The organism is Desulfatiferula olefinivorans (assembly GCF_054657895.1).
In genome coordinates this window covers 191,446-218,192 of sequence record NZ_BAAHXV010000004.1, presented here as the reverse complement: position 1 = coordinate 218,192, position 26,747 = coordinate 191,446, and the positions used below count along the sequence as shown (strand labels likewise).

General features: G+C 59.0%; 26 protein-coding genes. 22 read left to right on the top strand and 4 right to left on the bottom strand.

Features of this window, described 5'->3' with window-relative positions; genetic code table 11:
* Positions 1-230 precede the first annotated feature (230 nt).
* The 4 genes from ACYQ11_RS05265 to ACYQ11_RS05250 all read left to right on the top strand — a co-directional run bounded on the left by ACYQ11_RS05265 (position 231) and on the right by ACYQ11_RS05250 (position 6,318).
* Complete coding sequence (locus ACYQ11_RS05265; protein ID WP_459922705.1) at positions 231-869, top strand: hypothetical protein; 639 nt, start codon at positions 231-233, stop codon at positions 867-869.
* Positions 835-1,326, top strand: coding sequence for a hypothetical protein (locus tag ACYQ11_RS05260; RefSeq protein WP_459922704.1), 492 nt, complete (start codon positions 835-837; stop codon positions 1,324-1,326). The genes ACYQ11_RS05265 and ACYQ11_RS05260 overlap by 35 nt, the downstream gene beginning before the upstream one ends.
* Positions 1,323-2,282: a hypothetical protein gene (locus ACYQ11_RS05255; RefSeq protein WP_459922703.1), complete on the top strand. Its 960-nt coding sequence runs from the start codon at positions 1,323-1,325 to the stop codon at positions 2,280-2,282. The genes ACYQ11_RS05260 and ACYQ11_RS05255 overlap by 4 nt, the downstream gene beginning before the upstream one ends.
* Positions 2,283-2,367: 85 nt before the next feature.
* A complete protein-coding gene (locus ACYQ11_RS05250) occupies positions 2,368-6,318 on the top strand; it encodes a beta strand repeat-containing protein (protein WP_459922702.1) in 3,951 nt (1,316 codons plus the stop codon).
* 24 nt (positions 6,319-6,342) lie between these two features.
* Here ACYQ11_RS05250 and ACYQ11_RS05245 read toward each other — a convergent pair whose 3' ends face one another.
* Entirely contained in the window at positions 6,343-8,028 is a 1,686-nt protein-coding gene (locus ACYQ11_RS05245) for an MXAN_6640 family putative metalloprotease (RefSeq protein WP_459922701.1), read from the bottom strand.
* Positions 8,029-8,232: 204 nt separating this feature from the next.
* Between ACYQ11_RS05245 and ACYQ11_RS05240 the strand changes: the two genes are divergently transcribed.
* The 3 genes from ACYQ11_RS05240 (at position 8,233) to ACYQ11_RS05230 (ending at position 11,852) form a co-directional block, all read left to right on the top strand.
* On the top strand, positions 8,233-9,063 hold the full coding sequence (locus ACYQ11_RS05240) for an FRG domain-containing protein (protein WP_459922700.1): 831 nt from the start codon (positions 8,233-8,235) through the stop codon (positions 9,061-9,063).
* Positions 9,060-9,629 (top strand): hypothetical protein, encoded by a 570-nt coding sequence (locus ACYQ11_RS05235; RefSeq protein ID WP_459922699.1) that lies wholly within the window; start codon positions 9,060-9,062, stop codon positions 9,627-9,629. Before ACYQ11_RS05240 ends, ACYQ11_RS05235 begins: the two co-directional genes overlap by 4 nt.
* Before the next feature lie 96 nt (positions 9,630-9,725).
* Positions 9,726-11,852: a DEAD/DEAH box helicase gene (locus tag ACYQ11_RS05230; RefSeq protein ID WP_459922698.1), complete on the top strand. Its 2,127-nt coding sequence runs from the start codon at positions 9,726-9,728 to the stop codon at positions 11,850-11,852.
* Positions 11,853-11,858: 6 nt separating this feature from the next.
* Here ACYQ11_RS05230 and ACYQ11_RS05225 read toward each other — a convergent pair whose 3' ends face one another.
* On the bottom strand, positions 11,859-12,059 hold the full coding sequence (locus ACYQ11_RS05225; protein WP_459922697.1) for a hypothetical protein: 201 nt from the start codon (positions 12,057-12,059) through the stop codon (positions 11,859-11,861).
* 205 nt (positions 12,060-12,264) lie between these two features.
* Positions 12,265-12,816: a YkgJ family cysteine cluster protein gene (locus tag ACYQ11_RS05220; RefSeq protein WP_459922696.1), complete on the bottom strand. Its 552-nt coding sequence runs from the start codon at positions 12,814-12,816 to the stop codon at positions 12,265-12,267.
* A gap of 199 nt (positions 12,817-13,015) precedes the next feature.
* On the opposite strand from ACYQ11_RS05220, the gene ACYQ11_RS05215 reads away from it, so the two are divergent.
* From ACYQ11_RS05215 to ACYQ11_RS05185, 7 genes are all read left to right on the top strand, one after another.
* Positions 13,016-13,399, top strand: a complete 384-nt coding sequence (locus tag ACYQ11_RS05215) for a PaaI family thioesterase (RefSeq protein ID WP_459922695.1) — start codon at positions 13,016-13,018, stop codon at positions 13,397-13,399.
* Positions 13,396-14,310 carry an SUMF1/EgtB/PvdO family nonheme iron enzyme gene (locus ACYQ11_RS05210; protein ID WP_459922694.1) on the top strand — a complete coding sequence of 305 codons (915 nt, stop codon included), beginning with the start codon at positions 13,396-13,398 and terminating at the stop codon, positions 14,308-14,310. Before ACYQ11_RS05215 ends, ACYQ11_RS05210 begins: the two co-directional genes overlap by 4 nt.
* Positions 14,311-14,345: 35 nt before the next feature.
* On the top strand, positions 14,346-14,732 hold the full coding sequence (locus tag ACYQ11_RS05205; protein ID WP_459922693.1) for a hypothetical protein: 387 nt from the start codon (positions 14,346-14,348) through the stop codon (positions 14,730-14,732).
* A gap of 185 nt (positions 14,733-14,917) precedes the next feature.
* Positions 14,918-15,406, top strand: coding sequence for a YchJ family protein (locus ACYQ11_RS05200; RefSeq protein WP_459922692.1), 489 nt, complete (start codon positions 14,918-14,920; stop codon positions 15,404-15,406).
* Positions 15,407-15,459: 53 nt separating this feature from the next.
* Positions 15,460-15,990 carry a DUF2914 domain-containing protein gene (locus tag ACYQ11_RS05195; protein ID WP_459922691.1) on the top strand — a complete coding sequence of 177 codons (531 nt, stop codon included), beginning with the start codon at positions 15,460-15,462 and terminating at the stop codon, positions 15,988-15,990.
* Between the two features lie 56 nt (positions 15,991-16,046).
* On the top strand, positions 16,047-17,156 hold the full coding sequence (locus tag ACYQ11_RS05190; protein ID WP_459922690.1) for an SPFH domain-containing protein: 1,110 nt from the start codon (positions 16,047-16,049) through the stop codon (positions 17,154-17,156).
* A gap of 90 nt (positions 17,157-17,246) precedes the next feature.
* Positions 17,247-17,945 (top strand): zf-TFIIB domain-containing protein, encoded by a 699-nt coding sequence (locus ACYQ11_RS05185; protein WP_459922689.1) that lies wholly within the window; start codon positions 17,247-17,249, stop codon positions 17,943-17,945.
* Here ACYQ11_RS05185 and ACYQ11_RS05180 read toward each other — a convergent pair.
* Positions 17,937-18,938, bottom strand: a complete 1,002-nt coding sequence (locus tag ACYQ11_RS05180) for an FAD:protein FMN transferase (RefSeq protein ID WP_459922688.1) — start codon at positions 18,936-18,938, stop codon at positions 17,937-17,939. The genes ACYQ11_RS05185 and ACYQ11_RS05180 overlap by 9 nt on opposite strands.
* 441 nt (positions 18,939-19,379) lie before the next feature.
* On the opposite strand from ACYQ11_RS05180, the gene ACYQ11_RS05175 reads away from it, so the two are divergent.
* From ACYQ11_RS05175 to ACYQ11_RS05140, 8 genes are all read left to right on the top strand, one after another.
* Positions 19,380-20,054, top strand: coding sequence for an NUDIX hydrolase (locus tag ACYQ11_RS05175; RefSeq protein WP_459922687.1), 675 nt, complete (start codon positions 19,380-19,382; stop codon positions 20,052-20,054).
* Between the two features lie 147 nt (positions 20,055-20,201).
* The gene (locus ACYQ11_RS05170) at positions 20,202-20,456 is read left to right on the top strand and encodes a helix-turn-helix transcriptional regulator (protein ID WP_459922686.1); all 255 of its coding nucleotides are present in this window, start codon (positions 20,202-20,204) and stop codon (positions 20,454-20,456) included.
* Between the two features lie 322 nt (positions 20,457-20,778).
* Positions 20,779-21,471 (top strand): substrate-binding periplasmic protein, encoded by a 693-nt coding sequence (locus tag ACYQ11_RS05165; protein ID WP_459922685.1) that lies wholly within the window; start codon positions 20,779-20,781, stop codon positions 21,469-21,471.
* A gap of 607 nt (positions 21,472-22,078) precedes the next feature.
* Positions 22,079-23,476 (top strand): 16S rRNA (cytosine(967)-C(5))-methyltransferase RsmB, encoded by a 1,398-nt coding sequence (gene rsmB, locus ACYQ11_RS05160; RefSeq protein WP_459922684.1) that lies wholly within the window; start codon positions 22,079-22,081, stop codon positions 23,474-23,476.
* Between the two features lie 28 nt (positions 23,477-23,504).
* Entirely contained in the window at positions 23,505-24,263 is a 759-nt protein-coding gene (locus tag ACYQ11_RS05155; protein WP_459922683.1) for a SagB/ThcOx family dehydrogenase, read from the top strand.
* Positions 24,264-24,420: 157 nt separating this feature from the next.
* Complete coding sequence (locus ACYQ11_RS05150) at positions 24,421-24,624, top strand: addiction module protein (RefSeq protein ID WP_459922682.1); 204 nt, start codon at positions 24,421-24,423, stop codon at positions 24,622-24,624.
* Entirely contained in the window at positions 24,614-24,910 is a 297-nt protein-coding gene (locus ACYQ11_RS05145) for a hypothetical protein (protein ID WP_459922681.1), read from the top strand. Before ACYQ11_RS05150 ends, ACYQ11_RS05145 begins: the two co-directional genes overlap by 11 nt.
* A 91-nt stretch (positions 24,911-25,001) precedes the next feature.
* The gene (locus ACYQ11_RS05140) at positions 25,002-26,426 is read left to right on the top strand and encodes a sigma-54 interaction domain-containing protein (protein WP_459922680.1); all 1,425 of its coding nucleotides are present in this window, start codon (positions 25,002-25,004) and stop codon (positions 26,424-26,426) included.
* Positions 26,427-26,747: the final 321 nt, after the last annotated feature.

Below are 26,747 nucleotides of genomic sequence, written 5' to 3'. Positions count from 1 at the left end.
CCTTTCCTACCGGACGGGAATAATTTTCCCGCTTCATATCCTTCCGTTCGCTTCAAAACCCGTCGTAACACGCTTCCAACCCATGGCACATCCATTGCATAGTCGTTTGACACAGCGTTCTTTGCGTTGATTTTTTCCGGTCATCAAACGGGCTTTTCGTAAAAAATGGCCTGAGGCCGTTCGACCGACGCACCGTTTATAAGACAGACGAACGAGGGAGGGTTACCACGGTGAATATGTTCAGACAAACCCTGAGAATCACGGCGATTCTGACGGCCCTGGCCTTGGGGGCGGCCTGCACCAGTTCCCATCAGGTGTTCAAATACGAGAACCCCATCCGAAGCATTTCCAATCTGGTGCCCGGGGTGGAGCCGGGCGAGTCGGACAACAAGATCACCATCAGCGTCTTCGGTGAAGGGTTCGACCCGGAAAACGGCAGCATCCACCAAAAGAAATACCTGGCGGAGAGGGCCGCCACCATCGACGGCTACCGAAAACTGTCCGAACGCCTGTCAGGCATCCTGGTCACGGCCTACACCAAGTCCGGCATGACCGGCATCACCGAAGACCAGGTGACCAGTGAGACCAACGCCTATCTCCGGGGCGCCCAGGCCCGGCTGATCAGCTACAAAAACGGCGTGGCCATCGTAAATACGAAAATTTTCATCGAACCCAGGCAGGTCAAGGCCTACCACGGGACCAAGCTGTCCCGGGCCATCCTGGCCGCCCTGGCCGGAGCCACCGTGGGTGTGGCCGCCGGAACCGTCGGCGGTCTGGCCGTGGGGGCCACCGCCGCTGAAATCGAAGCCGCCGCCGCCATCGGAGCAGGCGCGGGTGCCGTGGGAGGGGCCGCGTATTCAGCACACTGATACCATATCCCCCCGGCCGATTCTGATCGGCCTGGCCGCCCTGACGCTGGGAGCCCTGGTTTACCTGACGGACCGGTCCCCGTCATCGGCCTGGCTGATCGATCGGCTGACCGGCCGTTTCAGCCTGAGTTTCTGCGGCTCGGACGTTTTCGGCGTTTTGGGCGACAATCTTCCGGCCTTTGCCCATGTGTTCGCCTTTTCACTGATCACGGCGGCCCTTATGACGACCAGGCGGTCCGCTTACGGGGCCTGCATGTTCTGGGTTCTGGTCAACATCCTGTTCGAACTGGGTCAGGCCCGACCCGATATCCTTGGGCTCGTGCTGCCCGAGGGGCGGCTTCTGAACTATTTTGCGAAGGGAACCTTCGATATCCTGGATATTCTGGCCTGCATCGCCGGCGGACCGGCGGCGGCCGTTGTTCTCACGATGATAGAAAAAAGGAGTGACAGACGATGAACGCACTCGTTGATACCTGTCGCATGCTGGTGCGAAAAACACTCATTCTGCTTGTCATCGGCCTTGGCCTGATCAGTATCGTGGGCACCGGGTCCGACGATGACGACAACGGTCCGCGGTCCAACACGGCCCCGACGCCCAGGATCGAATCCCCCGGCGATGAGGCGGTCTACCAGGTTGACCACACGGTGACCTTCACGGGATCGGCCACCGATGCCGAAGACCGTGTTCTGGCCGGGAGTTCCCTGTCCTGGGATTCCAGCATTGACGGACACATCGGTACCGGAACCCATTTCACCACCGGTGCCCTTTCCCAGGGAACCCACCAGATCACCCTGACCGCCATGGACAGCCAGGGATGGGCCGGCAGCACCTCGGTCTCCATCACCATGAACCCGCAGTCCAACACCCTGCCCACGGCCGTCATCTCCTATCCGACCACGGGATCGACATACAACCTGGGAGATTTCATCGATTTCACCGGCAGCGGTTACGACGCCGAAGACGGCCTTCTGAGCGGCCTGTCCCTGGTCTGGCATTCGAGCAAGGACGGCCAGGTCGGCACCGGAAATACCGTGACGACCCACAGCCTGACCAGCGGCTCCCACACCATCACCCTTCGGGCCACGGACAGTGCCGGAACCAGTGATACGGCATCGGTGGCCGTCACCATCATCAACACGCCCCCCGTCGCCGCCATCCATTACCCGGCGGACGGCAGCACCTTTTCCGTGGGACAGTCGATCCCCTTTTCCGGATCGGGAACAGATGACGAGGACGGCAACCTGACCGGCCGCTCGCTGATCTGGTATGCCGGGAGCTATGATGTCATCGGTGAGGGGGGAAGTCCCACCGTGAGATTTTTCCAGGCGGGCACCATCATCATCAATCTCCGGGCCGTGGACGCCGGAAATCTGGAAGATATCGACACCATCACCATCACCATCGAGCCCTGAGCCCCGCCGGCACAACGGGGTCAAGGACCGTGAAGGATCTGCCGATGAAAGCAGGAAACAGGCTTACTTCACATGTGAGGTTTTCATGAAACGGGACGAACGTTTGCCCATGGCCATACCCTTCCGCCTTGCCCTGTCGGCGCTGATCACCGGTCTTTTCATCGTGTGCCTTTGCCCGTCATTATCCCTGGCTGTGGCTCCGAACCCGCCGGGCATTACCTCGCCGGCCAACGGCAGCGCCCACACGGGCGGGGAATACGTGACCTTCACCGGCTCCTGCGTCGATACGGAAGACGGCCCCCTGTCCGGGGAGTCGTTGGTCTGGGTATCAAGCAAGAACGGCCCCATTGGGACAGGCCAGAACTTTTCCGTCAACACCCTGAAATCCGGGACCCACACCATCACCCTCACGGCCACGGACAGCGAGAGCCTTACCTCCGGGACAAGCATCACCATCACGGTGTCCAACAATCCGCCCTCGGCCGTGATCACCAGTCCTTCCAACAACAGCAGCTTTGCCGCCGGGTCGGCCGTCACCTTCTCCGGAACGGGAACCGACATCGACACCGGGGATGTGCTCAGCTATTCGTGGTCATCGACCTTCGGAGGAATCACGACGGTCATCGGCAGCCAGAGCGTGATTTCCGTATCGACCCTCGCGGTCGGCACCCATGTGATCGTTCTGACGGTCAGCGATGACCAGGGCGGATCCACGGAAAGCACCCCCATCACGGTCACTATCACCAACCATCCGCCCACGGCCGTTATTTTAAGCCCTCCTGACAACGCCAGTTTCTATCCGGGAGACCCCATCAATTTCAACGGTGAAGGGCAGGACACCGAAGACCCGGAGAGCGCCCTGTCCTATCTGTGGTCGTGCAACGAACACGGTGATTTGAGCACCTCGGCCGCGTTCACCGACAATACCCTGGTCGCCGGCTACCACACCATCACCTTCGAAGTGACCGACAGCGTGGGGGCCGTCAACACCGCCACCCAGTCGGTGACGATCTTCGTGGGGAACCATGATCCCGCAGCCGTAATCACCAGCCCCGCCGCCGGCACCTCCTACAACATGGGCCAGGACATCCTGTTCCAGGGCAGCGCCGTCGATACGGAAGACGGTGCCCTCACCGGCCCCAACCTGGTCTGGACATCCAACCTCGAAGGGGCGACCCCCATCGGAACCGGGTCGACCTTCACCCTCGGCAATCTGTCCAGCGGCACCCACGTGATCACCCTCACGGCCAGTGACACCTACACTCCTGCGGGCACCGGCACGGCCTCGGTGATCATCACCGTCAACAATACCTTCCCCACCGCCTCGATCTCATCACCGCCGGGCGGAAGCTCCTTCTACCCCGGCACCGACATCACCTTCTCGGGCCTGGGCAACGATGCCGAAGACGGACCCCTGTCCGGCGCCTCCCTGGTCTGGGTCTCCAGCCTGTCCGGGCAGATCGGAACCGGCAGTCCCTTGGTCATCAACACCCTTCCCGAAGGCGACCACGTGATCACCCTCACGGCCACCGATTCCAGCGGAGCCTCAACGGACAGCGACCCGCTCACCATCACCGTGGGGAATTCACCTCCCATTGCGACCCTCACCTCTCCGGCGGACGGAGCATCGTTCAACCAGGGTGCCACCGTTACCTTCCGGGGCACAGGGACCGATACGGAAGACGGCAGTCTCACCGGCGCGGCCCTGACCTGGACGTCCAGTGTGGACGGTCTCATCGGAACCGGAACCATTCTGCCCATCGCCACCCTGTCCATCGGGACCCACACCATCACCCTCACGGTCACGGACAGCCAGGGTGACACCGACAGCACCGCCATCGCCATCACCATCATCAACAGCGCACCGGTTGTCACCATCAACAGCCCGCCGGACGGGGGCATCTACGAGACCGGAACGCCCCTGACCCTGTCCGGGTCCGCCATGGATGAGGAAGACGATCTTCTTTCCGGCGCGTCCCTGTCCTGGGCCTCGAGCCTGGACGGCAACCTGGGCACGGGCAACGCCGTCACGAACGTGATTCTGAGCAAGGGCAGCCACATCATCACCCTCACGGCCACCGACAGCGAGGGGGTGACCGGACGGGCCTCCATCACCGTGCACATCGGCAACACACCGCCCACGGCAACCATCATCTCCCCGTTGACCGGAACCAATTTCGATGAAGGGGAATTCATCACCTTCACCGGCATCGCCACCGACGACGAAGACGGCACCCTGACCGGGGCGTCCCTGGTCTGGTCATCGAGCCTGTCCGGCACCTTTGCCGTCGGAGCGACCCCCGCGCCGATCAACACCCTGCCCACGGGACGCCACACCATCACCCTTTCGGCCACGGACAGCAACGGTGCGGTCACCTACAGCACCCCCGTCGTGATCCGCGTGGGCAACACCCTGCCCGTGGTCACCATCCTCAGCCCCATCAATCATTCGACCTTCGAATCCGGTGAAACCATCAGCTTCGAAGGCACGGGCGTGGATGCCGAAGACGGGGTTCTGCTGGACGCCGCCCTGGTCTGGACCTCCAGCCGGGAAGGGGTGATCGGCACGGGCACCTCCCTGTCCCTTGACAATCTGGCCCGGGGGGAACACACCATCACCCTCACGGCCACCGACAACGATGGGGCCGCTGGGAGTGCGTCCATCACCATCAAGGCCCAGAATGCCCCGCCCGTGGCCACCCTGCTGGCCCCCGCAGACGGCCTGTCCGTGAACGAGGGTATGCCGGTCACCTTCCAGGGCACCGCCGATGATGTCGAGGACGGCGCACTGACCGGAGAACACCTGAGCTGGTCGTCCAACCTGGACGGCATCCTGGGCACCGGAACCCAACTTTCCCTTGAGACCCTGACCAGCGGAACCCACACCGTGACCCTTACCGCCACGGACAACGACGGGGCCACGGACACCGCCGCCGTCACCCTTGTCATCGTCCCCATGACCTTGTCGGCCTACACCCTGACCGTGGCCGAGGGCGAACAGGGCACCATCACCATCCAGGGCGGCAAAAGCCCCTACCGGGTGGCCACGCGCCGCAGCCGGATCGCCCTGCCCTCCGAAGCGGGGGGCATTGTCACCGTTCTCGGCGTGTCGGCGGGGTCCACCGTGGTGACGGTCACCGACAACATCAGAAAAGCCCAGGAAATCGTCGTGACCGTCACCGAAGCGGATCCCGGCGGAGGCACCGGCACTCTGCCCGATGCCGATGCCGGCCCGGACCAGCTGCTGGTCACCGAAAACGCCACGGTGACGCTTTCAGGCCGAAACCTCAGCGACCCGACGCTCAGCCGGAGTTCCCTGCTCTGGACTCAGACCCGGCCGGACGATCCCACGGTCCCGGTCACGCCGGCAACGGTGACCCTGTCGGACCGGACCTCCCCCACGCCCTCGTTCACGGTCCCTCTTTCGGACATCAGCGGGCACACCCTGTGCTTTCAACTGACCGTCACCACCGTAGACGGCCAGGACACCGATTTCATGCTTGTCACCATCGCGGACAACGGCATCGTCAGCTACCCGCCCGGCGTGGTTTCATTCAAATCCGCGACCAACCGCGATCTGGGCGCCCAGCTGGTCAGTGACGGCCTGTTGATTCAACTGACCCCCATGGATCGGGACGACATCCACAGCGATTTAATGCCCCAGTCGATGATTTTCGGACTGATCTCCATGAAAATGAGCGTCACCGCAGGGGGCGTCGCCGTTCTGTCCGTTCACTTTCCCCAGGCCGCACCGACCGGCTACTCCTGGTTCAAATACCTGCCGGACCAGGACCGCTGGATCGATTTCGACCGCAACCTGATCTCCGGAGGAACCGGCGACGGGGCCGTGTTCAGCGCCGATCGAAGAAGCGTCACCCTCTTCATCACCGATGACGGGCCGTATGACGACAATCGCGAAGACGGTATGATCGAGGATCCCTCGGGGCTGGGCTCCGCCCCGCTGGTTTCACGGCCGGACAGTGAATCGGACGGAGGAGGAGGCGGCGGCTGTTTCATTGAAACGGCCCGTCCCTAAAACGGGTCACAGGTTGTTTTATAATCAGAAAAGTGCACCGATAAAGCAGCCGGAGGACTTACTCTCGGTGGCCACCAGGGTGTCGTTCACCGGAGGAAGGGTCTGGCCCAGGCCGCCTTTAATGGTCATCCACGACGGGTCCATGGTGCCGCTGGTGGACGGGTTGACCAGCACCACCACCGCCTCGGTCACATCGGCCTGGTTGAAGGGTGAAAGGGACAGGGCGTATCGTCCCCAGGAGTCCTCCGTCAGCTCGTATTCACTGACGCTGTCATCGGGACGACGGACCGCCACGGCGGCTTTGAGAGTCCGGCCGGGCTGCCGGGTCACCTGGATCAGCAGGGTGTCGCTGTCGTCGGGGCCGATCGACGGCCCGGGCCGAAAGGCGTGGTAAGACGCCGCCAGATGATTGACTTCGAGGGTTCCCGTATTGATCAGATGAGAGTCCTGCGTGGAATAATCCAGGATCTGACCGGGGGCGTTGTCGATGCGGACCTCGTCGTACAGATCGGCATCCAGATACAAGGCCGTCTGGTTGTAATTCTTCAGGGCAAAATCGGTCAGGGCGAGGGCCCAGGTTTTTCCATGATTCGACAGTTCGACGGCCACGGCCACGTGGGCGATATCCACGTCTTCCAGATAGTCCCAGATTCTCCACACACTGTCAGTCCCCCAGTTCCTGTTCAGGTATTCAAGAAAAATCCAGTTGTTGTACCATTGATCCACGTCATCGAGGGACACGCCGGGATTGGCGAAAAATCCATAGGATCCGTTCAAATACTGGATATTATCCTTAATATCGGGAAACACCTGGGTTTCCATCCAGGTGGAGGTGGCTTCCATGATCCAGCCCTCGGACTCATCGGTCATGTTGACGTTGATGCCGAACTGGATGGCATGATGCAGTTCGTGGGCCACGGTCACCTGCATGGTCGGCACAGGCTCCGTGCCGAACTCCGCAAAGGAAAAATCATTGTCCACCACCATAAACGACGAACAGGAGTTTCCTTCATAGACATCGACGGTAACGGTATAGCCATAGGTATTGAACGCCCCGCAGTTCATCAGATAGATATCGATGGTGCCGCTTCCCTCGTTGTCGTGATCCTCGGCATTGGTATCGGGAAGGGGTGCCGGGTATCCCAGATCCTCGACCTCGGTTACATAGGCTGTTTCAAAGGCGGACACCACCTGCGCCAGAAAATCCGTCGTGGCGGTGTGCCTTACGCCGTTGCTGTCGGGGGTGTCGTGGGTCACGTACCAGAACGTAAAAATCCCGTGAATGGGAGAATCTGCCGGAGGATTGAAGGACAAAACGTCGGGAGGCAGATAAAACGGCGGCTCATTCGTTTTCGAGAGCCAGGTCTCATCCGGGCTGGTGGGCCGCATCAGCAGACGGTCCACAAAGGCCCGGCCTTCGTCGCTGAAGGTGTCGTAATGGGCCGCCGCCTGTTTGAGCAAAAGGGTGATTTCCCTTCCGGTTCTCGGAGAAAAACCGGAGGATGAGGCTTTGGAGCCTGCGCGTTCATCCCGGAGCCGGAAGCTCTCGGACAGACGCGAGACCAGGTAATCCTCCCGACTGATCAGCCCGGCCCGGTAGGCGGCCCGGATGGTCTTGCCGTCAAACTGGTCGGAATAGTCGGTCAGTGCCCATGCGGCCCCGGGCGCGGTCACCACAAGGAGTATCCACAACAACAGTGTTTTCTTCATCACCAGCATCCTTTTTGCCGTGGTCGTGAGGTTCGGGCGGCTCCCTCCCGGAACCGGTACCGCCGACACCTGCCCCACGCTGCGGGCATCCTGTTCCTTACCCGGTTTTTTCTTCCGACCGTATGGACATTTATCCTGCTTCATGACAGTATATCGTCGTTTGCTGTTCCAAACTTGAATTTCAACGACCGGAGTGAAAGACCCATGTCCATCGACCGGAACGATATTGTCGTCCATTCCTGGAGCGAACTCTGCGAGACCCTCTATGACCATTCCTTCCAGCCCGACATCGGCAGGTTCAGGTCCAATTACGCCTTCCGGGGCGTGTCGGACAGAAACTACACCATGGCCAACAGCTTTTTGAGAAACTGCGGGGAGAACCGGCACCTCGAATACCATCTTCTCAGAAATTTCAAGAAATACGCCCAGATCAAAGACTGCGGCGATGCCCATTCGGACTGGAAATGGCTGACCATCGCCCAGCACCACGGCCTGCCCACCCGGCTGATCGACTGGACCTATTCACCGTTCGTGGCCATGCATTTCGCCACCGACAAAACCGACAAGTTCGACAAGGACGGCGTCATCTGGCATGTGGACTACGTGAAGGTCAACCGCATGCTGCCGCCCAAACTTCTCAACACCCTGACCCGGGCCGGGGCCCATGTGTTCACCCTCCAGATGCTGGAGAGCACCGTACCGCAGATCCATCTGTTTGACAACCTGGTACCCGAAGACCTGGTCCTGTTCTTCGAGCCGCCCTCCATTGCCGAACGCATCATCAACCAGTTCGCCTTTTTCTCGGTGATGTCCGATCCGTCCACGCTGATGGACGACTGGCTGCTCCGTCATCCGGAGGTCTACCGCCGGGTAATCATCCCTGCCGCTCTCAAATGGGAGGTTCGGGACAAACTCGATCAGGCCAACATCACCGAACGCATGCTCTTTCCCGGCCTGGACGGCCTGGCCCAGTGGCTGGCCCGCCAGTACCGGCCCGTTGACCAGGCGCCCCAGCCCAAAGGAGACACACCGTGACGCGAGCCATGGCCTTCGCCCTGATCTGCCTTTTTTTCGATTGTCCCGCTTACGCCCGGGACGTCCCGGATGACACCACCGACCCCACCGGCATATATCTGGAATTATCCGGAGGCTCCGATCCGGATATGATCGGAGGTGAACTCGGTCTTTTCGGTTACACCGGTAACCATCTAAGTCTCCGGGGCGGCGTCGCCTTTTTGGCGTCCGAACGGTTCGACGACGTGTTCGGCGGGGCCAATGCAGGGGTTCGGCTCAGCCTGTTTTCCCATCGTACCGTGGCCACCCCCTTCATCGGCATGGGTCTTTTTGGCGGATATACCAAAAAAAAGGAATCGGCCGACAATGACGGAGAAGACAACGACGAGGATGGACGGGTCGATGAATCCGGGGAAGAAAAAGATGTGATCGACGATGTGATAGCCTGCATCTATCCCGAAGCCGGGGTCCGCATCCGGCTTTCTCCCCAATGCCGCCTGACCGTTTCGGGGCGCTACCTCGTTACCACCGAAGGGCGTGAAAACGATTCATCCGTGTTCAACCTGGGCGTCGTCTTCGAGTTCTGACCGTTCCCACCGTGGAAAAAAGCATTTGACCTCACGGGGGGAAACGTTTATTAATGGCTTGAAAATTTTAGCCATTTTTAAAGCATCCCGGAGACCATGACACAAAAACGCCCGAAAAAATACTATCCACGAAAGAAAAAGGCGGGACCGCCCCTTCAGCAGGTCGTCATCAGACCCGGTGCGGACAGGGTCCTGAAAAAAATCTTCAGCCACATCGGCGTGCCGGAAAAAAAGCCCTTCGTGCCCGATCCCTTTCAGCTCGAAGCCGTCGACGCCATCGGCCATTCGGACTGCCTGGTCACCGCCCCCACCGGTTCGGGCAAGACCTGGATCGCCGAGCAGGCCATTGACAAGGCCCTGAAAAACAATCAGAAAGTCTGGTACGGCACCCCGCTCAAGGCCCTGACCAACACGATCTACGCCCGGCTGATGGAGGTGTTCGGCAAAGACACGGTGGGCATTCTTACCGGGGACATCAAGGAAAACGCCGATGCGCCGGTGATCATCGGCACCACGGAAATCCTCAGAAACCAGCTTTACGACAGCATGCACAGCGGCAGGGACCTGGGCTGCGACCTGGTGATATTAGACGAGGCCCATTTTCTGGGAGATATCGAGCGGGGCGTGGTCTGGGAAGAGATCATGATCTACCTGCCCTCGCGGATTCCCCTTCTGATGCTGTCGGCCACCATCGGCAACCCCCATCAGATCGCCGACTGGCTGAGCCGGGTCCGGGGCAATCCCTGCCGGATCATCGAGGAAACCAGGCGACCCGTTCCGCTGTTCCCGCTTTTTTTTCATCCCGGCGGCACGCTGTTGCCCCTGATGGCCGCACCGGGCGGCAAGGGCGGACTTTATAAAAAGGTGGCCGAATTTGCCGCCCAGAAAAACGCCCCCCAACTGGCCCGGTCGGGCAAACTGCCCCCCATGGATGCCATCCTTCGGGTGCTGCGGCATTACGATCTTCTGCCGGCCATTTTTTTCATGAAATCACGGGTCGATTGCGACACGGCCATCCAGCTCTGCTCGTCCGAAGGACTCGATGAGGACCCGGACCGCAAGGAAGCCCTGCAACGCCGGGTCGACGAGCTTTTGTCGGCCAACGCCCACATTAAGACCCACAAACAACGGTGGAACCTGGAAAATTACGCCGTGGGGTCCCATCACAGCGGTCAGCTTCCGGCCTGGAAAGTGGTGATCGAAACCCTGATGGCCGAAGGCCTTTTAGACGCCATGTTCGCCACCTCCACCGTGGCCGCCGGGGTGAATTTCCCGGCCCGGACCGTGGTGATTCTCAATTCGGACCGGTTCAACGGGGTGGACTTCATCAGCCTGACGCCCACGGAATTCAGCCAGATGACCGGTCGCTCCGGCAGGCGCGGTATGGACAACATCGGTTTTGCCGTGGCCCTGCCCGGCAAGTTCATGAACCTCAGGCTGATGGCCAAGCTGGTCAACACCCCGCCGGAAAGCGTGCTCAGCCAGATCCGGATCAATTTTTCCATGGTGCTGAACCTTCTGCTGTCCAACTCACCCGACCAGATCCGGGCCCTTTTGCAGAATTCCTTCGCCACTTACCTGCTCAAACAGAAAAACGGTGAAGCCGTGGGGAATAAGATTTTCGGACTCAAAGGCCAGAACGATTACCTGTGGGGGGATTTTCTGCTGCATCTGGATTTTCTCAAACAGGAAGGTTTTGTCGATAAAAACAACCGCCTGACCGACGACGGCATCTGGGCCTCGCGCCTGAGGATCGACACCCCGCTTCTGGTGGCCGAAGGATTCCGCCTGAACCTGTTCCCCAAAAACGATCCGGCCCTTCTGGCGGCCATCATCTCATCATTCGTCAACGAAAGGGAGTTCAGCGATACGGCCGCGGACAGGAAAAACGCCCCGAAAAAACTGGTGACCGCCTTTTTGAAGGTCAAACGCCTGCTCACGCCCTTTGCCCACAATATGTTAGACAGCGGATTCGACGTCTCCCCCCTGTTCCTCCAGCCCGCCGTCAGCGTTTACGCCTGGGCCTCGGGCAACGACTGGGAGGAGGTCTGCGCCGATTCGGGTCTGGCCGAAGGCGACCTCTCGCGGCTGATTCTGAGGACGGCGGACAACCTCCACCACATCGCCAACCTCACAGAACCCTTCCCGGAAGAAGCGAAGTCCGCCGCCGAGGCCAAGGAGATCATCATGCGCGAACCGGTGGTCACCTGGTTTTCGACCTGACCCCTGTCATGGTTTGAACATGGCGCCGTTGGGCAGCATTTCGTCCACCGGAGGTTTTCCGTGCTTGGTCCGATACTCCTTCCGCTTGCAGCCGGCCTGCTTGGGTCCCCTGCAGTACATGGCGATAAGCCCCTTGCAGGCCGCTTCGTGGGAATTCATGTACTTACGAAAAAAACCGCAACTGTCAAGCAACTCACATTCCGCCATACGTCCTCCTTGTCCGGCTCCGGATTGATGTGTGCGCCCAGGACCCACGGTTGCCAAAAAAGATCTCACCGGGTATGAACGTCCCGATGGCCACAGATGAAAAAACAGGGATGATACACGATGGGAAAAAAGACGATGGGTCAGATTAGCACACCTGAGATAACAGTGTAAAGTCTCGATTTTTCAATGCCATGCCACAGACGCTTCAACCGTCAAAATCCATCAGGAGGGCCTCGGCCATCAACAGGCGGTCCATGGCCCGGGGATCGCCGAACACCTGGTCCATGAACAGCCGGTTGATGGCGGTCAGGGCGGTGTTGAGGGTCTCGAGATCCAGAATGTGACTGCGGGGGATTTCCCGGCCGTCGATGAAATTCAGGGGGCAATGATCGATGATTTTTTCACGGCCCTTATCGACCAGAATCGGATAGCCGTGGGTCCGACAGATAATCGGACGGGCCGGATACAGGAGACAGATCGACCCGTCCAGCAGAGGACAGGGCCCGTCGGGATCATCCAGGGCCTCATGGGCCTTTTCCCTGATCCGCTCACGGACCCCGTCTTCAACCCGGTCCAGGGAAAGGCGAAGGGCCACGGCCTCCACGGGAAACAGACTCAGATGACGGCAGCAGGAATCACAGCCCTTGCGGCAGGCCATGGCTCCCGGCAGGGCCTCGTCCGCAGCCCGGCAGAATCCGTCAATTTTTTCCAGAAATTCAAGATAATGGCGAAGGGCTGTTTCCGACAGGTCTTCCATGGGTCGTCTCCTCGGGTTTCAGTTATCGCCCCTTCATATAAAAAATGGAAAAAACATGCAATAGCATCCCTGTGGGCGGGATGCGGTAATTTTTTTCTGTGATTTCCTTTCATTTCATGTTGTTATTGACAGAAAAACGCGCTAAGAAGAATTCATTCTTTCAAACAGGATTCAATTATACGCTTGCGGTTCACAGGAAATGTTGAAACAACACATCATCAATGACCCTTATGTCCGGCATCTGGGAATTAGCATCGACCGGGTGGACGACGGCTTTGCGTCCTGCTCGCTGGTCGTGAAGGACTATATGTTCAATTTTCTCGGAGCGGTCCACGGCGGGCTGGTGTTCAGCCTGGCCGACGCGGCGTTTTCAGCGGCGAGCAACAGCGATCACCGGCCTTCCTTCGCCCTCGATGTCAGCGGGTCCTTTTTGAAAACCGCCGCACTCGGGGATGTGATCCGGGCCGAAGCCAGACGGATCCACACCACGCGGCGCACCGGGGTGTACCGGATGGATGTGTTCAAGGGTGACGAGCTGATCGCCACCTTCAACGGCACCGTGTTCAGGAAACAACCGTCATGACAAGTCAGGCCGTGAAAACCTGCGCCCGGTGCGGCGAAGAGGTCAGGCCTCACTGGACCCTCTGCCCGGCCTGCGAAGCGAGGCTTCCGGGTCCGGCCTGTCCCGGTTGCGGATCGGAGACCAAAGCCCACTGGGTGATCTGTCCCGAGTGCCACACCCGCCTGAAACCGGGCAAAAAGGCCGCAGCCGGATCATCCGGTACGGCAGCTTCGGGCACCTGGACCGAGCCCCGGTCGGGGATTGACTTTATCCGGATTCCGCCGGGATCCTTTATGATGGGTGACGCCGAAGGCGACGGCCTTGAGAACGAACAACCGATTCACGACGTTGAACTCGACGCATTCTATATGGCAAAAACCCCGGTGACCAACCGCCAGTTCCAGCAGGTAACCGGACGTGAGCCTGAAAGCGAAACCAGGGGGCCCGATCATCCGGTGACCTTTGTGGACTACGACCAGATCCGGGACTTTCTCCGGATCCTCAACGAGCACCACAACGGGGCACGACGTTTCAGCCTGCCCACCGAGGCCCAGTGGGAATACGCGGCGCGCAGCGGGGGAAAGCATGAGCGGTACGCCGGATCGGACAGCCCGGATGCCGTGGCCTGGTATGGTGAAAACAGCGAGGGCTTTCTCCACGACGTGGCGCTGAAAAAACCCAACGGACTGGGCCTGTACGATATGAGCGGCAATGTCTGGGAATGGTGCCGGGATGTGTATTCGGAAACGGCCTACGCCGCCCATGGTCGCCGCAATCCCCTAACGGACGGCGACGGACCGGCGGACCGGGTCGCCCGTGGGGGAAATTTTATGATGGACGCCTGGAGCCTCAGGTGTTCAAGACGGTTCAGTTTTCCCGAAGCCCTTTCGGGAAAAGGATTGGGTTTCAGGCCGGTCATGGTGATCGCCTGAGTATCACGAATTGTTTTAAGGATAACGTATAAAGCATGACAAAACCGAGTCAATTGAAAAAAGATGAAGCCTGGATCGCCATCCGTATCAATGACAACTTTCTGATCGTCAACGATGATCCCTATGACGTGTATGTGCTGTTAGACGCCGTCAGCGCCCATGTGTACGGCCATGTCCTTGCCAAAGCGGCCGACGAGGTGCCCCAGGAATCCGATGTGGTGCAGTTGTTCGACAAAGCGCTGAAAGCACAGGGCAAACCGCCGAAAAAACTCATTATCCCCGAAAACTCGAAGGCCGGAAGCGTGTTCAAAGCCCTGGCAAAAAAACACAAGATCCCGGTGGAGGCCATTCCCCTGTCCCAACTCTCGCCGATCATCGCCCCGCTGATCAAGGCCTTTGCCGAAGATGACGAGGAGTTCTAACGGAGGACGGCCCTCCGTCAGGACCCTGAACAGATGCGCACGGCCCGGTGATATTTTAAAAATTTGTATTTATTTTATCCATGGGATTGCCTATAACGGTGCATGCCGCGCGCGCGCCTGATGACCGGCCGGCGCACCTGCGGCCGGCCTGACATCCTTGAACCATACTGAATGAAGGAGTTTTCATGAGCACCTGTCCCTGCGGATCCGGAAAAGACTATAACGACTGCTGCGAACCCGTCATCACCCAAGCGCGAAAAGCCCAAACCGCCGTCGAACTCATGCGCGCCCGTTACTCGGCCTTCGCCAAGGTTCAAACGGATTTTCTTCTCACCTCCCTTCACCCGTCCCGCAGGGCCACGCACAATCAGAAGGAAACCCATACCTGGGCGGCCAAGTCCCAATGGAACCGCCTGGAAATCCTGTCAACGGAAAAGGGGGGAGAAAACGACGACACCGGGATGGTCGAATTCATCGCCCATTACACGGTCAAAGGCGAGCGGACCCGTCATCATGAACGGGCCTCCTTTGTCAAAGTGGACGGGGAATGGTTTTTCGACGACGGCGACGCCGTCCTCCCCGGGCAGGTAATCCGAAGCGAACCAAAAATCGGACGGAACGATCCCTGTCCGTGCAACAGCGGTAAGAAATACAAAAAGTGCTGCGGAAAATAACCTTGATGACTTTTTACGAGTTCATCACCCTTTATCAAACAGGAGAAAACGCCATGAAAACGATCCGAATCTGTTTCATCATGTTTGTATGTCTGTTTGTCCTGACGGCAGGTCCCGGCCGGGCCGACGACCTTGCAGAACCCGCCGCATCCCCGGAAGCTTCGGTCACCGCCCCCGACACGGCACCGCCCCAACCGGTCGTGGACGAGGCCATGGGTGACGAGGGGGATATCACCTACACCGCCGACGAGCCCGCCGCCCCCACGGTAACCGTCATCGAGGCCCGGATCTGCGAAAGCGTCAGCGACCGCGAGCCCGTGGCCCCCGGGGACATCTTCACCAGCGACATCCATTCCCTGTTCTGTTTTTCACGCATCCAGTCTCAGGAAGACACCGAAATCAAACACGTCTGGTACCACGACGGCGAAGCCGTGGCCGAAGTCCCCCTGGCCGTGGGCGCCTCATCGGCCTGGCGCACCTTCAGCTCCAAAACCATCACCCCGTCGGACAAAGGCAACTGGAAAGTGGACATCGTCACCGCCTCCGGCACACCGGTCAAGACCTTACGGTTCATCGTCAACTGATCAGACGGCACCGGGCGGCGTTCACCTGCCCCCGCCCGGACACAAGGAGACCCTTAATGGCACTCTGGGATAAAGTCAAAGCGGAACTGGTGGATATCATCGAATGGACCGATGATTCCCGTGACACCCTGGTCTGGCGCTTCCCCCGCTACCAGAACGAAATCAAGTACGGCGCAAAACTCACCGTCCGGGAATCCCAGGTGGCGGTGTTCGTCAGCGAAGGCAAAATCGCCGACGTGTTCGGCCCGGGCATGGTCAGCCTGACCACAAAGAACCTGCCGGTGCTGACCACCCTCAAGGGCTGGTACTACGGATTTGACAGCCCCTTCAAGGCCGAGGTGTACTTTATCAACACCCGGAACTTCACCGATCTCAAGTGGGGGACCAAGAATCCTATCATGCTTAGGGATCCGGAATTCGGCCCGGTCCGTCTGCGGTCCTTCGGAACCTATGTGGTCAAGGTTTCGGACCCCTCGGTCTTTATCCGGGAAATCGTGGGCACCGACGCCCATTTCAGCATGGATGAGATCAGCGATCAGCTGAGGAGCATGATCGCAAGCCGCTTTGCAGACATCCTCGCTGAAAGCAAGATCCCCGTGCTGGATCTGGCGTCCAACTACCACGAGCTGGCCCGGTTCGTCTCCGCCAAACTGGCGCCGGAATTCAACGCCTACGGCCTCGACATCACCAAACTGGTCATCGAGAGCATCAGTCTGCCGCCGGACGTGGAAGACGCCCTGGACAAGAAGAGCAGCATGGGCATCATCGGCGACCTGAGCCGCTACACCCAGTTCCAGACCGCCAACGCCATGGAAAAAGCCGCCGAAAATCCCGGCGGGGACGCCTCGGCCGGTGTGGGCATGGGCATGGGATTCGCCATGGCCAACCAGATGGGCAAGGCCCTGGGCCCCCAGCCGCCCCAGACAACAGGGGGAGCGACGCCTCCTCCCCTGCCCGGTTCGGAAACCGTGGACTACTTCGTGGCGCTCAAGGGCGAACAGAAAGGCCCCTTTTCCAGAAAAATCATTTGCGAAATGATCAAAGACCGGCTCATCGCCCCGGATACACCGACCTGGAAAAAAGGGCTCGATACCTGGATCAAGGCCTCGGAGATGGATGAACTGAAACGTGATTTCGACGCCGTGCCCCCGCCCCTCCCGTCCTGATGCCGCGGAGGGACGACACCTGTAACAATAAGACGCCGGTCAGGCCCGCTGCCGACCGGCAGACACCCACACCCATCGATTCGAGCGCCCATGGCCAATTGTGACAACTGTTCCGCGCCGCTGCCCCCCCATTCCAACATCTGCGTGTACTGCGGGAGCAAGAACGACACGGACCTGAAAGGCATTCACCGCTACACCCTCCATGCCCCGGACACCCAGCGGACCTGCCCCCGCTGCAAGATCAGCCTCCAGACCATCGACCTGAAGGTGGACGGCACCTTTCTGATCGAGCGCTGCGACCAGTGCCTGGGCCTGTTCTTCGACACCGGGGAGCTGGAGGCCCTGATCAAGGCGTCCATCGACCATGTGTACCACATCGACCGGAAAAAACTCGCGGACCTTTCCCTTCACAGTCCCGGCAGGGATTATCCGGCCGCCTACATCCCCTGCCCGGTCTGCGGCACCATCATGAACCGGGTGAACTTCGGAGTAAGGAGCGGCGTGATCATCGACCGCTGTCCCGAACACGGCATGTGGCTGGACGGCGGAGAACTCCGCCATCTTCTGGAATGGGTCAAGGCCGGCGGCGAACTGCTCAATGAGCAGCGAAAAGAAATGCTGAAAAAGGAAAACGAACGGATCGAACGCCAAAAGTTCAAAGAGCGTCCCACCCTGGGAAGCAGCACCGGCACCGTGGTGCTCGACCATTACACCGGCACCCTGAGAAACGACGCGCCGGACATCTTCACCGTCATCAGCCGCGTCATCCGATGGATAGCCTCACGGTAGCGTCGGCCATGCGGACGAGGCCGAGAGCCGGAACCCGCCCGCATCGTTTCTCAGAATAAACAGACAGTCCACACCGTCCAAGCCCTCGACCAGAGCCAGCCCCCGCTCGTCGCCCATCACCATCAGCGCCGTGGCCAGACCATCGGCAAACACGGCCGTATCGGCCAGCACCGACACGCTGGCCACGGTGTTTTTTACCGGCCTGCCGTCTTTGGGATCGATCACATGGGTGTAGCGAACACCCCCACGGTCCTTGAAATTCCGGTAATCTCCACTGGTGGCGATGGCCCGGCCCGACAGGGGCAGAGAGGTCAGAACCGCATCGGCGGAGGCTTCCGGTTTGGGGATGTTGATGCCGATCACCCAGGGTCGCCCCTTTTTGGACCCCGCCGTCCTGACCTCGCCGCCGATCTCCACCAGGCAGTCGGGGTAGCCCTTTTCAATGACAAGCTCACAAATCACGTCCACGGCATAGCCCTTGGCGATGGAGCCGAAATCCAGGGCCGTTTCCGCCACGGTTTTCACCAGACACCCCTCGCCGTTCACGGCAATCCGATCATACCCCACCCAGGACCGAACCCGTTCAAGGGCCGCCTCTTCCGGCATCGCCCCGTCTGTCGGGTCGACTCCGAAGCCCCAAAGATTGACAAAGGGTGCCAGGGTCCCGTCCCAGGCCCCGCCTGTTAGAACGAACAGCCGCCGTCCTTCCTCAAACACCCGCCTGAAGTCATCGGACACGCAGACCGCCTCCCCGGCCCCGGTGCGGTTGAACCGGGACAGCTCACTGGCCGGGTCAAACAAAGACATGCTATGATTGATCTCTGACAGCCGGCGGCGAACCGACCCGGACAGATCGCGGTCCTCGGGGTTCTCCCTGCCGACCACCGTGATATGATAGGTGGTCCCCATGGTTTTTCCGGACAAATGCCAGACCGTGTCCGTCGAACAGGCGAAACAGAACACCCCGCAAAGTACAAAAAAAACAAATCGCATGGCACCTCCTGGAAAACATCGTCGACAGTGGTTCTTCGCCCTATCCATACCCTCCGCGCTTCCGCCTCGTCAACCGTATTCTCCGCGCCGTTGTGATGAACCTTTCTTTCAGGGGCAGGCGCCGGGTGGACAGGGTGGACGGCGTGGACCCTGTGGACGGGGTGGGCGCAACAGCGGTTCCCCTCGTTCCCGGGCTCCGCCTGAAAATGCCTTCCGCATGGTTCGGCCATGCCTGCCCCACCGAACAACCGCGCACCGCATAACGCCGACAGCCCCACCCTGAAAAACCCCAAAAACCTGTTTGGCCGCCTTTTCAAAAGGCGGGCCCCCGGCAGGGCCGCCGGCAAAGTCAATCATGGACGGGGAAATTTTGACTGGGGGGTTTCGTTTTTCATGAAAACTTGGCATAATCCTTTTTTTCATTCAGACAAGGACACTGGCATGACCCACGACATGATTGACCGGCTCATCGAACGCCTTCCCGTAACCCCCCACATTCTCGGCCGCGAGCGGTATTTCAACTCGGCGGTCCTGGTGCCCCTGGTCGACAGGGACGGCGAGCCCCATCTTTTGTTCGAAAAACGGGCCGAAGGCATCCGGCAGGCATCAGAAATCTGTTTTCCCGGCGGCATGCATGATCCGAAGGTGGACACCTCCTGCCGGGAAACGGCACTGCGGGAAACCATGGAGGAGCTGGGGCTCACCCGGGAGCGCATCACCGTACTCGGCCGGTTCGACACCCTGGTGGCCAGCATCGGCGCTACGGTGGACGCCTTTCTGGGGCGGCTGGACATCCGGGGTCTGGATGCGCTGTCGGTCAATACCGAGGAAGTGGCCCAGGTCTTCACCCTCCCCCTGTCCTTTTTTGTCCGAACCCCGCCGGAGACCTACATGGTCCGGATGGTGGTCGAACCCTGCTACACCGACCGGAACGGCAACACCGTGGTCCTCCTCCCGGCCAAGGATCTGGGACTGCCCCCCATGTACCACAAACCCTGGGGCAAAGCCCGCCACCGAATCCTGGTTTACAAAACCGACTTCGGGGTCATCTGGGGCATCACCGCCGAAATCATCCACGACATGGTCACCCGCATCAACCGCCCGGACGAACCGTAGATCGTGGTTCTTCCGGCGACACAAAAACCGTGTGCCGTAAACGTCAACCTGCCGGTTAACGGCGCGTTCACGGCTTATATATAATGTTAAGCTTGTGCGTGTCGATCTTCTTCCAACGGATTGACGGCATAGTGGGGTTCTATCATCATGAAACCTGAAAAAAAGCGCAGTGACCTTACTTTTGGGCAAGCGATCAGAAACTTCAGACTCGAGAAAGGCTTATCCCAGACCGCCCTTGCAAAAATAATCGGGATTTCATCGCAGAGTCTGTGCGATATCGAAAATGGTCGCCGGACGCCGTCATCAAAACGTGCGGCGATCATCGCCCGGCAAATCGGCGGCCCCGAAACACTCCTGGTCCGACTCGCCCTGCAGCATGAGTTGAAACGGCGTCTAAGCTGACCCAATAAAAAAACCGCCCGTCGCCGGGCGACAAAGTCGTCGGTCCGTTAAAGATTCTGTTTACTAAAATCAGACAGATAGCATCACATATCATTTGACAAAACCTTCGGAGAGGCTTAAAAAAAGACAGAAATTCATCATTGCAGAACTCATGCTCCAATCACTCCGACAACCGATTCGAACGTTATAGCATAAGCCCTGTTTCCAGACTTGCCGATGTCGTTTTTCATGCTGAAGCCGTCGTTTTAGGCCGCAAACAACCCGTTTGTCGTCTATCAACAACGAAACCCGAATGTAAGGAAAGCCAAAAGGAGATACCGCCATGAAAAAAACACTGTCGCTGTTTGTCCTCATGTTGTTTGTCTGCATAGTCTCAAATGGTTCGGCGGAAGAGACCTGGAAAATCACATCCCTTGACTGGCAGCCCTACTCGGGGGCCGACATGGCGACCCAGGGCAATTCGGTCCAGAAATTGAGGGAGCTTCTGAAAAAGGAGGGGATCAACCTGATCGTTGAGTTCTACCCCTGGAAACGCGCTCAGGACAAGGCCAAGGACCCCGAATATGTGGGCTATTTTCCCGCATGGCCCGAAGAGGTCGCAGAAGGTTTCTTTGCATCGGTCCCCGTTGACCAGTCCAGCATCGATGTGATGAAAAAAATCGGAACGACCCTTGTGTTCACAACCATCGACGAGCTGTTCGAAAAGCATGACGTCGGTTATATCGACAATTACGTCTACCCGGAATCGATCACCCGGGCCATCGCCGCCTATGCCCATCATGCGCGCCCTGCAACGAACGAGGCCAGCCTTGCGAAAATGCTTTCAAAAGGCCGGTTCCAGGCTGCGTTGACGGATTCCAACGTCATGCTTTACACCGCCCAGAAAGAAGGCATTTCCAATATCGAATCCTTCGGAGACAGCCTGATGAGGAAAGAGCTGGTCATTGCTTTCAGAAACGGCGACGACAACGTAAAACGGGCAGAATTGTTGAAACGGCTTTTGAATCAGCCCTGACACCCGGCCGTTTCGTCTTGAAAGCCTGCATGATTCGGGGCCGGCCGGGCGCCCTGTAAAGCCGAATATGGAGCGCCAAGCCGCCTTCAGGCGTTTCTTCAAACGCTTGAAGGTGCCCCTTGTTGCCTTCTCCGATCGGGTGTCCTCTGGCGGCAACGAAGCCTGGGCACACAAAATGACAAAGAGGACCGGTGGCTCGAACGAATTCTTTCCCTCAAACATGACGGCGTCGTAAAACGTCCGATATCTGCGTTACGCGTCATCCCTCGTCACTGCGGCGTACCCGAAGTACGCCTCATTCCTTATGGATTCGCAATCCTTGATCTCGAACATTTTACGACGCCGTCCAAACATTGACTTTTTTCGAGTTCATCAAACATACGTGCAGCAAAAAACGCTCTGGCCCTTCTGCATTTTCATCAAGGCATGACTGTTTTTTTCAATGAACCGGATCCGGGTCCTGACGGGCTGAGCGAACGTTCCTGTCTGTTCCCCCGTAAACGGCTGCGGGCGCTGTCCGGCCTTTTTCCCCTCGCCAAACCGACAAAAGTGTACTATAGGATTTTCGAACACTCCGGACCAATCACCCGAACCCTAAAGGATAGACATGTCGAACACGGCGCGCGAATCGGCCCTATTTATCTTGAATGCCCTGGACAGAAAGCCGTTGACCCTGGACACGGTGATGAACGATTTCACCGAGGCTCATCCGAAACTGGACAGGCGCGACCAGGCCCTGGTCCACGCCCTGGTTTACGGGGTGTTGCGTCGGCGGGGAACCCTGGACCACGTGATCGGTCATTTTTCCAAAACCCCGCTTGCCAAAATCAGCCCCGAAATTCTAAACATCCTTCGGCTGGGGGTTTTTCAGATCAGATACCTGTCGAAAATTCCCGAATCCGCCGCCGTGAACACCTCGGTGGAGCTGGCCAAAAAAACCGCCCCGGCCTGGGTGGTCAAGTTCGTCAACGGCGTGCTTCGGACGGTCGTGAGGACCCCCGAGGTGCCCTTCCCCGATCCGGCACAGAACCTGACCCTGTCGATCGCCCTGACCCGGTCTTTCCCAACCTGGCTGGTTCAGAAATGGCTGAACCGGTTCGGCGAAGAGGAGACCCTTGCCCTTTGTGACTACCTGAACACCATCCCGGAAATCAGCATCCGGGTCAACCGCCTGAAAACCGACCGGGAGTCCCTGAAACATGCCCTTTCCCCCCATGTGACCGATCCGGCCGACACCCTTTACTCGCCCGACGGCCTCAGCTTCCATCATCCGGACCGGCCCATTTTTCTTTTGCCGGGCTTTGCCGAAGGCGGATTCCAGGTCCAGGATGAAGGGGCCCAGCTGGTCAGCCTGGTGCTTGACCCCAAACCCTTCGAGCGGGTCCTCGACGCCTGTGCCGGACTGGGCGGCAAAACCGGTCACCTGGCACAGCTGATGAACAACCGGGGCGAGATCCTGGCCATCGACCATGATCCGGCCAAGCTGACCGCCCTGACCCGGGATATGGTTCGCCTGGGCGTGACCGTTGTCGAAACACGGGCCATGGACCTTGAAAAACCCGTCGGCATCGAATCATTAGGGTGGTTCGACCGCATTCTGCTCGATGCCCCCTGCTCGGGCATGGGGGTGATCCGCCGAAACCCGGACAGCAAATGGAGCCTGACCAAGAAAAACCTGAACCGCTACAAAAAACGCCAGGTCCGCCTTCTGTCCACGGTCTCGGGCCTGCTCAAACCCGGGGGGCTCCTGGTCTACGCCGTCTGCTCCACCGAACCCGAAGAAAACGAAGCGGTCATCGATTCCTTTTTACACAGCCACCCGGATGTCACCCTGGTCTCCGACACCGATGATCTGCCGGAACCCATCCGGCCCCTGAAAACCCTGCGCGGCTGCCTGGTCTCCCACCCCCACCGCCACCACATGGACGGTTTTTTCATCGCCCGGCTCAGACGCGTGGCGGCAAACGGCCGAACATTCCCACCAGAAGGAATCCTTGAAAGATGACCCATCAATGTCATCGAGGAGGTAACCCATGCATGACGACAGGCTTTCGATGTATCGTGATTTTCTCACGGACCGCATCCGTAAACGGGTCAATTTCCGCCTGACCGACCAGAACCGGGGCCTGCCCGCACCGCCCTTGGAGAAGCCCGTGCCCGACGGGGCGACGCTCATCGACCTGTCCCGGCCCGGCGACTTTACCACCATTTACCAAACCGACCTGACCGAGGCCATCGCCCGGCGCAAAAGCCACCGGGCCTATCAGAAAAAACCCCTGACCCTGGAGCATCTGGCCTACCTGCTCTGGGCCACCCAGGGCCTGAGGGCCCGTCCCGTTCAGGGCAGCGCCTACCGCACCGTGCCCTCGGCGGGCTGCCGCCACGCTTTTGAAACCTATCTGGTCGTGCTGGCCGTCGACACCCTGGCCCCCGGCATTTACCGCTATCTTCCCCTGTCCCATCGGCTGGTTCAGGTATCCGCCCCCGCCATGCTTGCCGAAAAAATCACCATCGCCGCCCTGGGCCAGCCCTATCCGGGCAAGGCCGCCGTCACCTTCATCTGGGCCGCCGTGCCCCGTCGCATGGAATGGCGCTACGGCCTGGCCGCCCACAAAGTCATGGCCCTGGATGCCGGTCACGTCTGCCAGAACCTCTACCTGGCCTGCGAAGCCATCGGCGCCGGCACCTGCGCCATCGCCGCCTACGACCAGGACGAACTCGACGAACTGTTGGGCCTCGACGGCACCGACGAATTCGCCATGTACCTGGCCCCGGTGGGGCGGGTCCGATGATGTGAGACGGATCTTTTCCTCCAGGCGGCTTGTATGATGCACCGATATGACTTATATAAGAAATAACGACCACCCCTCGACCAGGGCCTGATTACTGTGGAGAAAGACGCTGTTTAAGGTTAAGTAAGAACGGAACAGACGATTGAAAGGAACATAAATGGATAAGGTCTTATTGGAAAAAGCATTAAAAATGCCGCCCAATGAACGGGTGATTTTCGCCGAGCTGATCTTGGCGAGCATCGACAAGGAAGATGAATCCCTGAGGCTGGAATGGATCAGTGAAGTCAAAAGCCGTATGGAGGCTGTAAGAACGGGAAAGGCAAAACTTCTTGATTTTGAAGACGTCGTCGATGAACGTTAAAATCCATGAACTGGCGGCGCTTGAATTTGATGAAGCGATCAGGTGGTATGACATTCAATCTACGGGTCTTGGGAAACGGTTCAAAAAAACTGTTCTTGCTCAAATAAGAAAAATCAGACAAGCACCGGACTGGTTTTTAGTTGAAGACGGCGACATATACAAGGCTTACATTCCCAAATTCCCCTATAAAATCCTCTTTTCATTCGGCCGGGACACTATCGTCATCTGGGCTGTATCTCATTTACACCGACGGCCATGGCATTGGCAGGCACGTTTGGATGAATAACACGATCCCCGCAACAGGCATCCCGTTCGATAGAGAGCAGGCCCGGCAAACGCATCTTATCCGGGGATAAGGCGAGGAGGTTTTTTTTATCATGCTGAATCTGCTGGAATGCATACCCATTGCCCAGTTCGCCATCGGGCTCGATCACAAGGTGGTGGTGTGGAACAGGGCCTGTGAGATCCTGACAGGACTGTCCGCAGGGAAGATGATCGGGACCGACCGGACCTGGGAGGCCTTTTACGACCATCCCCGTCCGGTCCTGGCCGATCTGATCATCGACCAGGATTACGACACCTTCCTTTCCATTTACGAAGGGAAGAATCCCGCCACCTCGGACATCGTGCCCCATGCCTGGGAGGCCACCGACTTTTTCGAAAACATGAACGGCAAGTCCCGCTACATCTATTTTCTCGCCGCGCCGGTGTTCGACAAGGACGGAACCCTGACCGGCGCGGTCACGACCCTCCAGGACATCACCCAGCAGAAACGCTTTGAAATCGCCATGAAAAAGGAGTCCGAGGAGCTGTTGCAGCAGAACCTTCTTCTCAAATCCGCGATGAAGGAGAGGTTCCGGTTCTGCGACATCATCGGCAAAAGCAGCCCCATGCAGGAGGTCTACGACCTGATCCTCAAGGCGGCGGGTTCGTCGGACAACGTGATCATCGTCGGGGAATCCGGGGTAGGAAAGGAACTGGTGGCCCGGGCGATCCACGACATGAGCGGTCGGAAAGAAAAGAGGTTCGTGCCGGTCAACTGCGGGGCCATTCCCGAAACCCTTCTGGAAACGGAATTTTTCGGGCACACCAAAGGGGCGTTCACCGGGGCCCACAGCGCCAAGCAGGGATTTCTCGACAAGGCCGACGGGGGCACGCTGTTCCTCGACGAAGTCGGGGAGTTGTCCCACGGCATGCAGGTCAAGCTCCTTCGCGCCATCGAAGGCGGGGGGTATTCCCCGGTGGGCAGCAGCGAAGTCCGGCATTCGAACGTCAGGATCGTGGCGGCCACCCACCGGAATCTGTATGACGAGGTCAGACGCGGACGGTTCCGGGAGGATTTTTTCTACCGCATCTACGTGATCCCCGTGCTGATCCCCCCCTTACGGGAACGCAAGGAAGATCTGGGGCTTTTGGTGGATCATTTTCTCCGGAAGCTGGGGTCCGATCTCAACATCGATGCGGTGCCGGGCAAGGATATCGAGGCCCTCTACACCTACCACTGGCCGGGCAATGTCCGGGAACTGCAGAACGTGCTCCGCCGCTACGTGACCCTCCGGCGCATGGACTTTACCGGCAGCGCTCAGGGTCCGGCCGATCAGGCCGTTTCCGAAACGGCGCCCTCGCACGCGATGTCCCTGACCGACGCCGTGGACGCCTATGAAAAAAAACTGATCGTCAGCGCCCTAGACACGACCCGATGGCACCGGATCAACGCGGCCCGATCGCTGAGCATCTCCCGGCGGACCCTGTTCCGGAAGATGGCCCGGCATGGCCTTGACAAGTCTCATAATGAGTCATGATTGACTCATTTGATAATTTCTTTCAAATTCAATGTCATACAATTCATTATCATGATGTTGAGTCAGATGTGACTCATTTTTATGGGGCGACTGTGCGGGTCCACCCGTCTCCCATCCGGTGTCACAAGGCCCTCCCCCTGCCCAAACCACCCTTTTCCACAGCACAGGCACAGTCTGACGCCTGATTGATATGCGGCTTTACCGACGCAAGGCCCCCCTTGGCACAGGCAGTGCAAGCTGGGTCGGTTCCTCGGGTTTTCTGCCGGACATGATCCTCAAGGATCATGAAAACGCCCGCACCCGCCGGACAAACGGCCGGGT

Excerpts from the sequence above, each read along its gene's own strand:
- ACYQ11_RS05255 (WP_459922703.1), top strand. The coding sequence starts at position 1,323 with ATGAACGCACTCGTTGATACCTGTCGCATGCTGGTGCGAAAAACACTC.
- ACYQ11_RS05250 (WP_459922702.1), top strand. The coding sequence starts at position 2,368 with ATGAAACGGGACGAACGTTTGCCCATGGCCATACCCTTCCGCCTTGCC.
- ACYQ11_RS05245 (WP_459922701.1), bottom strand. The coding sequence starts at position 8,028 with ATGAAGAAAACACTGTTGTTGTGGATACTCCTTGTGGTGACCGCGCCC.
- ACYQ11_RS05240 (WP_459922700.1), top strand. The coding sequence starts at position 8,233 with ATGTCCATCGACCGGAACGATATTGTCGTCCATTCCTGGAGCGAACTC.
- ACYQ11_RS05230 (WP_459922698.1), top strand. The coding sequence starts at position 9,726 with ATGACACAAAAACGCCCGAAAAAATACTATCCACGAAAGAAAAAGGCG.
- ACYQ11_RS05225 (WP_459922697.1), bottom strand. The coding sequence starts at position 12,059 with ATGGCGGAATGTGAGTTGCTTGACAGTTGCGGTTTTTTTCGTAAGTAC.
- ACYQ11_RS05220 (WP_459922696.1), bottom strand. The coding sequence starts at position 12,816 with ATGGAAGACCTGTCGGAAACAGCCCTTCGCCATTATCTTGAATTTCTG.
- ACYQ11_RS05215 (WP_459922695.1), top strand. The coding sequence starts at position 13,016 with ATGTTGAAACAACACATCATCAATGACCCTTATGTCCGGCATCTGGGA.
- ACYQ11_RS05210 (WP_459922694.1), top strand. The coding sequence starts at position 13,396 with ATGACAAGTCAGGCCGTGAAAACCTGCGCCCGGTGCGGCGAAGAGGTC.
- ACYQ11_RS05205 (WP_459922693.1), top strand. The coding sequence starts at position 14,346 with ATGACAAAACCGAGTCAATTGAAAAAAGATGAAGCCTGGATCGCCATC.
- ACYQ11_RS05200 (WP_459922692.1), top strand. The coding sequence starts at position 14,918 with ATGAGCACCTGTCCCTGCGGATCCGGAAAAGACTATAACGACTGCTGC.
- ACYQ11_RS05195 (WP_459922691.1), top strand. The coding sequence starts at position 15,460 with ATGAAAACGATCCGAATCTGTTTCATCATGTTTGTATGTCTGTTTGTC.
- ACYQ11_RS05190 (WP_459922690.1), top strand. The coding sequence starts at position 16,047 with ATGGCACTCTGGGATAAAGTCAAAGCGGAACTGGTGGATATCATCGAA.
- ACYQ11_RS05185 (WP_459922689.1), top strand. The coding sequence starts at position 17,247 with ATGGCCAATTGTGACAACTGTTCCGCGCCGCTGCCCCCCCATTCCAAC.
- ACYQ11_RS05180 (WP_459922688.1), bottom strand. The coding sequence starts at position 18,938 with ATGCGATTTGTTTTTTTTGTACTTTGCGGGGTGTTCTGTTTCGCCTGT.
- ACYQ11_RS05175 (WP_459922687.1), top strand. The coding sequence starts at position 19,380 with ATGACCCACGACATGATTGACCGGCTCATCGAACGCCTTCCCGTAACC.
- ACYQ11_RS05170 (WP_459922686.1), top strand. The coding sequence starts at position 20,202 with ATGAAACCTGAAAAAAAGCGCAGTGACCTTACTTTTGGGCAAGCGATC.
- ACYQ11_RS05165 (WP_459922685.1), top strand. The coding sequence starts at position 20,779 with ATGAAAAAAACACTGTCGCTGTTTGTCCTCATGTTGTTTGTCTGCATA.
- rsmB (WP_459922684.1), top strand. The coding sequence starts at position 22,079 with ATGTCGAACACGGCGCGCGAATCGGCCCTATTTATCTTGAATGCCCTG.
- ACYQ11_RS05155 (WP_459922683.1), top strand. The coding sequence starts at position 23,505 with ATGCATGACGACAGGCTTTCGATGTATCGTGATTTTCTCACGGACCGC.
- ACYQ11_RS05150 (WP_459922682.1), top strand. The coding sequence starts at position 24,421 with ATGGATAAGGTCTTATTGGAAAAAGCATTAAAAATGCCGCCCAATGAA.
- ACYQ11_RS05145 (WP_459922681.1), top strand. The coding sequence starts at position 24,614 with ATGAACGTTAAAATCCATGAACTGGCGGCGCTTGAATTTGATGAAGCG.
- ACYQ11_RS05140 (WP_459922680.1), top strand. The coding sequence starts at position 25,002 with ATGCTGAATCTGCTGGAATGCATACCCATTGCCCAGTTCGCCATCGGG.